The 8771-nt window shown below is 45.4% G+C and carries 6 protein-coding genes and 2 rRNA genes (1 of these 8 running past the window's edge); 1 reads left to right on the forward strand and 7 read right to left on the reverse strand.

What is annotated here, in order from left to right; all coding sequences use genetic code 11:
* Positions 1 to 269: 269 nt before the first annotated feature.
* From pdxT to guaB, 4 genes are all read right to left on the reverse strand, one after another.
* The gene (pdxT, locus tag ACXAFV_RS01670) at positions 270 to 860 is read right to left on the reverse strand and encodes a pyridoxal 5'-phosphate synthase glutaminase subunit PdxT (RefSeq protein ID WP_475123999.1); all 591 of its coding nucleotides are present in this window, start codon (positions 858 to 860) and stop codon (positions 270 to 272) included.
* A 10-nt stretch (positions 861 to 870) separates the two neighbouring features.
* Positions 871 to 1752 (reverse strand): pyridoxal 5'-phosphate synthase lyase subunit PdxS, encoded by an 882-nt coding sequence (gene pdxS, locus ACXAFV_RS01675; RefSeq protein WP_475124001.1) that lies wholly within the window; start codon positions 1750 to 1752, stop codon positions 871 to 873.
* A 388-nt stretch (positions 1753 to 2140) separates the two neighbouring features.
* On the reverse strand, positions 2141 to 3496 hold the full coding sequence (locus tag ACXAFV_RS01680; RefSeq protein WP_475124003.1) for a serine hydrolase: 1356 nt from the start codon (positions 3494 to 3496) through the stop codon (positions 2141 to 2143).
* A 178-nt stretch (positions 3497 to 3674) separates the two neighbouring features.
* A complete protein-coding gene (gene guaB, locus ACXAFV_RS01685; protein ID WP_475124005.1) occupies positions 3675 to 5141 on the reverse strand; it encodes an IMP dehydrogenase in 1467 nt (488 codons plus the stop codon).
* 113 nt (positions 5142 to 5254) lie between these two features.
* Here guaB and ACXAFV_RS01690 point away from each other — a divergent pair, with 113 nt between their 5' ends.
* Complete coding sequence (locus ACXAFV_RS01690; protein ID WP_475124006.1) at positions 5255 to 6190, forward strand: YaaC family protein; 936 nt, start codon at positions 5255 to 5257, stop codon at positions 6188 to 6190.
* 61 nt (positions 6191 to 6251) lie between these two features.
* Here ACXAFV_RS01690 and ACXAFV_RS01695 read toward each other — a convergent pair whose 3' ends face one another.
* The 3 genes from ACXAFV_RS01695 to ACXAFV_RS01705 form a co-directional block, all read right to left on the reverse strand.
* Positions 6252 to 6734 carry a glutathione peroxidase gene (locus ACXAFV_RS01695; RefSeq protein WP_475124007.1) on the reverse strand — a complete coding sequence of 161 codons (483 nt, stop codon included), beginning with the start codon at positions 6732 to 6734 and terminating at the stop codon, positions 6252 to 6254.
* A gap of 347 nt (positions 6735 to 7081) precedes the next feature.
* A 5S ribosomal RNA gene (gene rrf, locus ACXAFV_RS01700) occupies positions 7082 to 7198 on the reverse strand.
* Between the two features lie 101 nt (positions 7199 to 7299).
* Positions 7300 to 8771 (reverse strand): 23S ribosomal RNA (locus ACXAFV_RS01705); it runs 1464 nt beyond the window's last position.

Here is an 8771-nt window from a genome sequence, read left to right on the forward strand (position 1 = left end):
TTCCGCGGGTGACCCGTGAGCCTCCTCGGCTTCGCCTGCGGGAAGAAAAGCGGAAGGGCTTTGCTCAGAGGCTTTGGCATAAGGCGAATCGGCCACGAAGGCGTTCTTTGCCTTCTTGGACGAGTTGACTTATGACATTTGCCTCTAAGCCCTGTAGCTGGACAAGTCTCACATTGGCCACATCTCCCGCAGGAGTCTTCGTCTTGCACTCCAATCAACCGCTGGTACCAGCTCTATCCATCGCCGAAATTAAGCACGATAAAACATTATTATAAAACCGCTTTTTCCTTAGACTCTTTCACCATTTCGATGAAGTAAGCCGTTAGACGATTGTCGTCTGTCAGTTCCGGGTGGAATGAGCAGCCGAGGTATTGTCCATGGCGGGCAAGGACGATCCGTTCGTTGTGCTTGGCAAGGATTTCGACGTCCTCTCCCGCTTCCACGATGTGAGGTGCGCGGATGAATACGGCATTGAAGTGGTCCCCGACATGGGCGATGTTCAAATCGGCTTCGAAGCTTTCCTTTTGACGTCCAAAGGAATTTCGCTCAACCATGACATCCATTACACCAAGATGCGGCTCATCATAACCGACGATCTTATTTGCTAAAAGGATAAGGCCTGCACATGTACCGAAAATCGGTTTTCCGGTTGCTGCAAATTCTTTCAGCGGCTCTAAAAATCCATAGCGGTCGATGAGGCGTCTCATCGTTGTACTTTCTCCACCTGGCATGATCAAGCCGTCCAGCTCGTCCAGCTGCTCCGTACGCTTCACCACCACTGCTTCGGCATCACATGCCTCAATGGATCGTACATGCTCTCTGACAGCCCCTTGAAGTCCTAATACACCAATTCTCATCATAATGTACCTCTTACCATCCTCGGTCTTGCATGCGCTGTTCTGGCAGAATAGAAGAAATTTCTACACCCTTCATAGCCACACCCAACTCTTTGGACAGCTCAGCAATTAACTTGTAGTCCTGATAGTGAGTAGTCGCTTCCACGATCGCTCTTGCAAACTTCTCAGGGTTTTCTGACTTGAAGATCCCTGAACCAACGAATACACCGTCAGCACCTAATTCCATCATAAGAGCCGCATCAGCCGGAGTCGCGATACCGCCTGCAGCAAAGTTAACAACCGGTAAACGGCCATTTTCTTTAATTTCTAATAATAATTCATATGGAGCGCCCAATAGCTTAGCTTCCGTCATGATTTCATCTGTACTCATGCTCACAAGCTTGCGCACCTGAGCATTTACTTTACGCATATGACGAACCGCTTCAACGATGTTGCCTGTTCCCGGCTCACCTTTTGTACGAAGCATAGATGCACCTTCACCGATACGGCGCGCTGCTTCTCCTAGATCACGGCATCCGCATACGAACGGTACAGTGAAATCTCTTTTATTTAAATGATACTCTTCATCAGCAGGTGTTAATACTTCACTTTCATCAAGATAGTCCACACCCATTGACTCAAGCACTCTCGCTTCAACGATATGACCGATACGCGCTTTCGCCATAACCGGAATCGTTACAGCTCCCATTACTTCTTCCACAATACGAGGGTCTGCCATTCTCGCTACTCCTCCAGCAGCACGGATATCAGCTGGAACTCGTTCTAAAGCCATTACCGCTACTGCCCCTGCAGCTTCAGCAATCTTTGCCTGCTCTGCATTGACAACGTCCATGATGACGCCGCCTTTTTGCATTTCAGCCATACCTCTTTTAACACGATCTGTACCAGTTTTCATTTATGTATCCCCCTTATATTTATCCTATGCCCGTCGTTTTTTTCATTTTCATTTCAGTAGAAATAACAGGAAAAATTGACTAAAACAATCGGAATGATGATATTGCCCTACTGCTAAATAAACAATAAAAACTGGGTTATGTCAAGACGAAAAGCGGAAGGGCTTTGGTCAGAGGCAGGTGGCATAAGCCAAATTGGACTGGAAGGCGATCTTTGCCTTCTTGGCCGATTTGGCTTATGACATGAGCCTCTAAGCCCTGTAGCTGGACAAGACGATAAGCGAAGGCGGTTTACTTATCTATATAATGGAAGTATTTCCAGATCCGCCACGCCCATTCAGATATAAAAATAACCCCAGGCCATATGATAACCTGGAGTCGTTATTTTTATTAGAACCAGCCTTTGACAGTAGATGTCACAGATTCCCAAATATCTCCGAAGAATCCCCCGACAGCTCTCATTGAAAGAACAAACCAGTTTGCTTTTTCGACTCCTTCGACTGTCACTACTGATGATTTAGCAGCATTTGCACCTTTATCTGTCAGGTAACCTAAATCATTTTTGTCTTTTGACTCTAATGTAACGTAACCGACTTTTTCGCCTTCTTTAATAGGCGCCGTCAGTTTACCGTCCTCATTAAGCTTCTTCTTGTCTACAACAAATTTAGGCTTGTACTGATCTTCTTCACCGTTCTTTACGACCATGTTCAGAGCAGATTCAGACTTGATGCCAACTTCTTTTTCTTTCCCCTTTACTACCGGAAGGGTCTTTTGTCCCTTAATCTTGTAATCTGCAGGAAGAAGCTCTTGCATCGTATAGTTGTTAAAAGCATAATCCAGCATTTTTCTAGTTTCCGCAAAACGGGCATCGTATGAGTTTTCACCCGGTTCAACCTGAACATCCATCACAACGGTAATGAATCTCATTCCGTCTCGCTCTGCAGTTCCTGTAAAACAAGCTCCTGCAAAATCGGTGGTTCCTGTTTTAAGTCCGTCCATGCCTTCATATTCACGAATCAGACCAGGAAGCATCCAGTTCCAGTTAGGCATGTTGAACTGATCTTCGGTACCTTCAGCAAATACCTTTTTCGCAATACTGGATGTCTCCAGTACTTCCGGAAAATCATTAAGAAGTCGATATGCTAGCGTAGCAGTATCCTTAGCTGACATTACATTCTCTTCCTCGGCTCCACCGACAACTTGATCGACATAAGGAGCCAAGTCTTTATTATTCAATCCTGATGAGTTAACAAATTTATAATTTTCCAAGCCAAGTTCTTCAGCTTTTTTATTCATTAATTTCGCAAAATTAGCTTCTGACCCGGCAATCGTTTCAGCTATCGCCATCGCTGAAGCATTTGCTGAATAGATAGCCATGGATTCATATAAGTCTTTAATCGTATACGTTCCTTCTTCACGTAAAGAAACATTACTTAATGACGTGTTATGAGACATCTTAGAAACATTCGTAGGAACCGTATACTTCTGATCCCACTTCACTTTACCTTCTTCTACCGCTTCAAGCAGAAGGTATTCAGTCATCATCTTCGTCATACTTGCAATTCCAAGAGCAGTCTCAGAGTTCTTTTCATATAAAACTTTACCGGTACTTGCTTCTACTAAAATCGCAGCATTTGCGCTAACATCTAAATCCCCTTGAGCACTTGCCGGTTTTTGCACCATGCTCATTGCCATCAAAAATACCAAGAAACAAACAAAAGATTTTTGAACCCAACTTCTTTTCACTTTTAGCCCTCCAAGTTTTTATGTACACCTTCGTTATTTTATCATAGTTCGAAAGGTAAGAATAGACAGAGAATATTCCTAGTTTTGGCATAGGACAAGGGACTTGCGGCCTCTTCATTCAACCATTTTCCCCATAAAAAAAGCCGGCGGAACCAACCGCCGGCTTTTATATTAAAACTTAAGATAATGAATAGTTTGGTGCTTCCTTCGTGATTTGTACATCGTGCGGATGACTCTCACGCAGTCCTGCACCCGTCATACGGATGAACTGAGCATTTTCTCTCAACTCAAGGAGATTCTTCGTACCGCAATAGCCCATTCCGGATCGAAGTCCGCCGATCAGTTGATACAATGTATCCGCCAGCGGGCCTTTGTAAGGGATACGGCCTTCGATGCCTTCAGGAACAAATTTTTTCGCTTCTTCCTGGAAATAGCGGTCCTTTGATCCTTTTTCCATGGAACTCAGGGAGCCCATTCCGCGGTATACTTTAAAGCGACGGCCTTGGAAGATTTCTGTTTCTCCAGGGCTTTCGGATGTACCTGCAAGCAGGCTTCCGAGCATAACAGCATGTCCGCCAGATGCGAGTGCCTTCACGATGTCTCCTGAGAACTTGATTCCGCCGTCTGCAATGATCGCTTTTCCGTGTTTTCTTGCTTCAGTTGCACAGTCATAGATTGCAGTGATTTGAGGTACACCCACACCTGCAACTACGCGCGTTGTACAGATGGATCCGGGACCGATTCCCACTTTTACAACGTCAGCCCCAGCCTCAATCAACTCTCTAGTCGCTTCAGCCGTTGCGACATTTCCAGCAACGATGTTCAACTCTGGATACGCTGCACGAATTTCACTCACCACATTTAGAACACCAGCTGAATGTCCATGGGCAGTATCGATGACAATCGCATCCACATTGGCCTTAACAAGCTGTTCGACGCGTGTAAGGGTATCCTTTGAAATCCCCACTGCTGCCCCAACCAATAAGCGCCCTTGACTGTCTTTCGCTGAGTTAGGGAACTCGATTACTTTTTCAATATCCTTAATGGTGATTAAACCTTTTAGAACGCCTTCCTGGTCGATAAGCGGCAGCTTTTCAATCTTATGCTGCTGAAGGATCTTTTCCGCTTCATCTAGGGTTGTGCCTACCGGAGCAGTCACGAGATTTTCTTTCGTCATGACATCCGAAATTTGAATCGAAAAATCCTGAATGAATCGCAGATCACGATTCGTCAAGATCCCAACCAATTTCTGCTCCTCTTCATTGTTCACAATCGGAACACCAGAAATTCTATATTTGCCCATCAAGTGCTCAGCAGCAAATACTTGATGTTCAGGAGTCAAGAAGAATGGATCAGAAATAACTCCACTCTCAGACCGCTTTACTTTATCAACCTGCTCAGCCTGCTGCTCGATACTCATGTTCTTGTGGATGATCCCAAGTCCACCCTGGCGAGCCATTGCAATGGCCATTTCAGCCTCTGTTACAGTATCCATCCCAGCACTGATGACTGGAACATTAAGCTTGATGGAGTCTGTTAATTCAACTGAAATGCTTACATCTTTTGGTAATACCTCGGATTTTGCAGGTACTAGTAAAACATCATCGAACGTTAAACCTTCTTTAGCAAATTTAGATTCCCACATATTTTTCGGCCTCCCTAGTCCCAAAATATTATTAGTAGGTTATCAATTGGTTAAAATACTGTCAAGAACCTTAGAATTAGTTTAACTTTTCAGAATAGTTAGAGGGTGACGAATTGGAAAGCACAAATCAACATTGGGACTTCATTCACTACTTCCAGTCCGCTGAATACTCCCAGAAGTTTCTAAAAAAATGCTATGAACAAATTGGTTTCGAGCAGGCTGAAACGAAGAGTTATGATAACTGCTATTCATTCATGTACTACTTGGAACAAGGGGAACTTTATTATAAACAAGCGATGCAATCCCCTATATCACTGCAGCCGATCTTATTATTTTACGGGTACATCCATTTTATTAAAGCAATCGTTTTAACGGAGGATCCTTTGTATCCTGAAACAACCCAGGTACTCGCTCACGGGGTAACCTCCAGAAAAAGAAAGAAACAGCATTATCATTTTCTCCAGGACGAAGTGAAGGTTCAAAAGAATGGATTGTTTTCACACTTCTCTGTCCTGGTGTTCCACGTGAAACACATCGTAGGTGAAAAACTGAAGATGGAGGATCTGCTCGTGCAAATCCCGGAACTGGAGGAAGTCTTTCAGGTCTTGCTGAAAAGACAGACGATGCTCTGGTTCAATTCAGAGAATGAACTTAGCATCGATGAAGCAGTACTTGATACATTTCATATGTCACAGGATTTATTCAAACATTATTTGAATGAAAAACTGACAGGGAATTATACATGGCCAAAGAAAAATATTCTCCATGTACCTGACAAAAGTGAGCAGCTGCCAATAAGGTGGCATCTAAGCAAGAATCGACTCGCCCTGCCAAGCAGTCGGAATGAAGCCAATTTCATTCCTGAAATTCTGATTCACTATGCCATACTCTACAACCTGAGCATGATTGCACGGTACGAAACAGAATGGTGGATCGAACTATTAAAGAACCGCACAAACGAAGATTATCCGATCATACGGTCCTTTCTAATCGTTTCGACTCAGAAAGCACCACATCTATTACTGGATATTCTCAAACAGAAAATGTAGCTGAAAGAGGATGGATTTTTTCACTCTCCCTCCTCTTTCCATGAAGGAAGACAGTCTTCCATTAACGTTCCAGTAACAGTTTGATATCACTTTCAATTTTTCTTGGGCTGGTCTGAGGTGAATAACGCTCATACACCTCACCGTTTTTGTCCACCAGGAATTTAGTGAAGTTCCATTTGACATCCGAAACCAATAATCCCTTCTTTTCTTTCGTTAAATATTTAAATAATGGATGAGCATTTTTCCCTTTCACATCCGTTTTCTTAAACATTGGAAACGACACTCCATAATTTGTTTGGCAGAACTCGATAATCTCATCCTGCTCCTCAAATTCCTGATTCATGAACTGATCGCTGGGAAACCCGAGCACCACGAGTCCATCCTCTTTGAACTCCTCATACATCCCCTGTAACTCTTCAAATTGAGGAGTGAAACCGCACTTGCTCGCCGTGTTGACGATCAGCAGGACCTTCCCTTTATACTCCTCTAATGAGGTCTCTTGGCCGTTCGATTTAGCAACTGTAAAATCATAGATGGACGTCACATGTATCTCCTCCTTGGTTTTCGTTATAGTTAAATGATACTTTAAAAGGAGGCGGGATAGCAATTTTGGGGACTCTGGCGGCGGGCGTTCGGTTGATTGCGATATGGCGGCACGCGTTCGGATAAAAGTGCGGAATCGGGTTTTGATAATATATTTTGATTTTTGATAATAAACATCTCGATTTTGATAATAAATCCGTGTTTTTGATAATAAGTCCGTCATTTTTGATAATATATCCAATTTCATCCCTGAATAACGACCAGCTAACACGACATACCAAAACTCTGCTGTCCACTTTTACATATAAAACAAAAAAACAGCCCCAAAATGAGCTGTTTTTTCTATTTGCCTGGCGACGTCCTACTCTCACAGGGGGAGAGCCCCCAACTACCATCGGCGCTGAAGAGCTTAACTTCCGTGTTCGGCATGGGAACGGGTGTGACCTCTTCGCCATAATCACCAGACGAATATTCAATTGAAGGGTTTGTTCCTTCAAAACTAGATAAAGGATTGATGTCAAGAAAGTCGAGTATCGACCAATGTGTTCATTTAAAAATGACTCTTTGTGGTTAAGTCCTCGATCGATTAGTATCAGTCAGCTCCACATGTCACCATGCTTCCACCTCTGACCTATCTACCTAGTCATCTTCTAGGGATCTTACTCACATAAAGTGATGGGAAATCTCATCTCGAGGGGGGCTTCATGCTTAGATGCTTTCAGCACTTATCCCTTCCGCACATAGCTACCCAGCGATGCCTTTGGCAAGACAACTGGTACACCAGCGGTGCGTCCATCCCGGTCCTCTCGTACTAAGGACAGCTCCTCTCAAATTTCCTGCGCCCACGACGGATAGGGACCGAACTGTCTCACGACGTTCTGAACCCAGCTCGCGTACCGCTTTAATGGGCGAACAGCCCAACCCTTGGGACCGACTACAGCCCCAGGATGCGATGAGCCGACATCGAGGTGCCAAACCTCCCCGTCGATGTGGACTCTTGGGGGAGATAAGCCTGTTATCCCCGGGGTAGCTTTTATCCGTTGAGCGATGGCCCTTCCATGCGGAACCACCGGATCACTAAGCCCGACTTTCGTCCCTGCTCGACTTGTAGGTCTCGCAGTCAAGCTCCCTTGTGCCTTTACACTCTGCGAATGATTTCCAACCATTCTGAGGGAACCTTTGGGCGCCTCCGTTACTCTTTAGGAGGCGACCGCCCCAGTCAAACTGCCCACCTGACACTGTCTCCCACCCCGATAAGGGGCGCGGGTTAGAATTTCAATACAGCCAGGGTAGTATCCCACCAACGCCTCCACCGAAGCTGGCGCTCCGGCTTCCAAGGCTCCTACCTATCCTGTACAAGCTGTACCAAAATTCAATATCAGGCTACAGTAAAGCTCCACGGGGTCTTTCCGTCCTGTCGCGGGTAACCTGCATCTTCACAGGTACTATAATTTCACCGAGTCTCTCGTTGAGACAGTGCCCAGATCGTTACGCCTTTCGTGCGGGTCGGAACTTACCCGACAAGGAATTTCGCTACCTTAGGACCGTTATAGTTACGGCCGCCGTTTACTGGGGCTTCGATTCGCACCTTCGCTTGCGCTAAGCACTCCTCTTAACCTTCCAGCACCGGGCAGGCGTCAGCCCCTATACTTCGCCTTACGGCTTCGCAGAGACCTGTGTTTTTGCTAAACAGTCGCCTGGGCCTATTCACTGCGGCTCTTCGAGGCTATGCACCTCAAAGAGCACCCCTTCTCCCGAAGTTACGGGGTCATTTTGCCGAGTTCCTTAACGAGAGTTCTCTCGCTCACCTTAGGATTCTCTCCTCGCCTACCTGTGTCGGTTTGCGGTACGGGCACCTTTTTCCTCGCTAGAGGCTTTTCTTGGCAGTGTGGAATCAGGAACTTCGCTACTATAATTCGCTCGCTATCACAGCTCAGCCTTCGCGATGATGGGATTTGCCTCATCATCAGCCTAACTGCTTAGACGCACATATCCAGCAGTGCGCTTACCCTATCCTCCTGCGTCCCCCCATTGCTCA

The sequence above is a fragment of the Rossellomorea sp. ABR4_012 genome, from assembly GCF_056159545.1.

Excerpts from the sequence above, each read along its gene's own strand:
- pdxT (WP_475123999.1), bottom strand. The coding sequence starts at position 860 with ATGATGAGAATTGGTGTATTAGGACTTCAAGGGGCTGTCAGAGAGCAT.
- pdxS (WP_475124001.1), bottom strand. The coding sequence starts at position 1,752 with ATGAAAACTGGTACAGATCGTGTTAAAAGAGGTATGGCTGAAATGCAA.
- guaB (WP_475124005.1), bottom strand. The coding sequence starts at position 5,141 with ATGTGGGAATCTAAATTTGCTAAAGAAGGTTTAACGTTCGATGATGTT.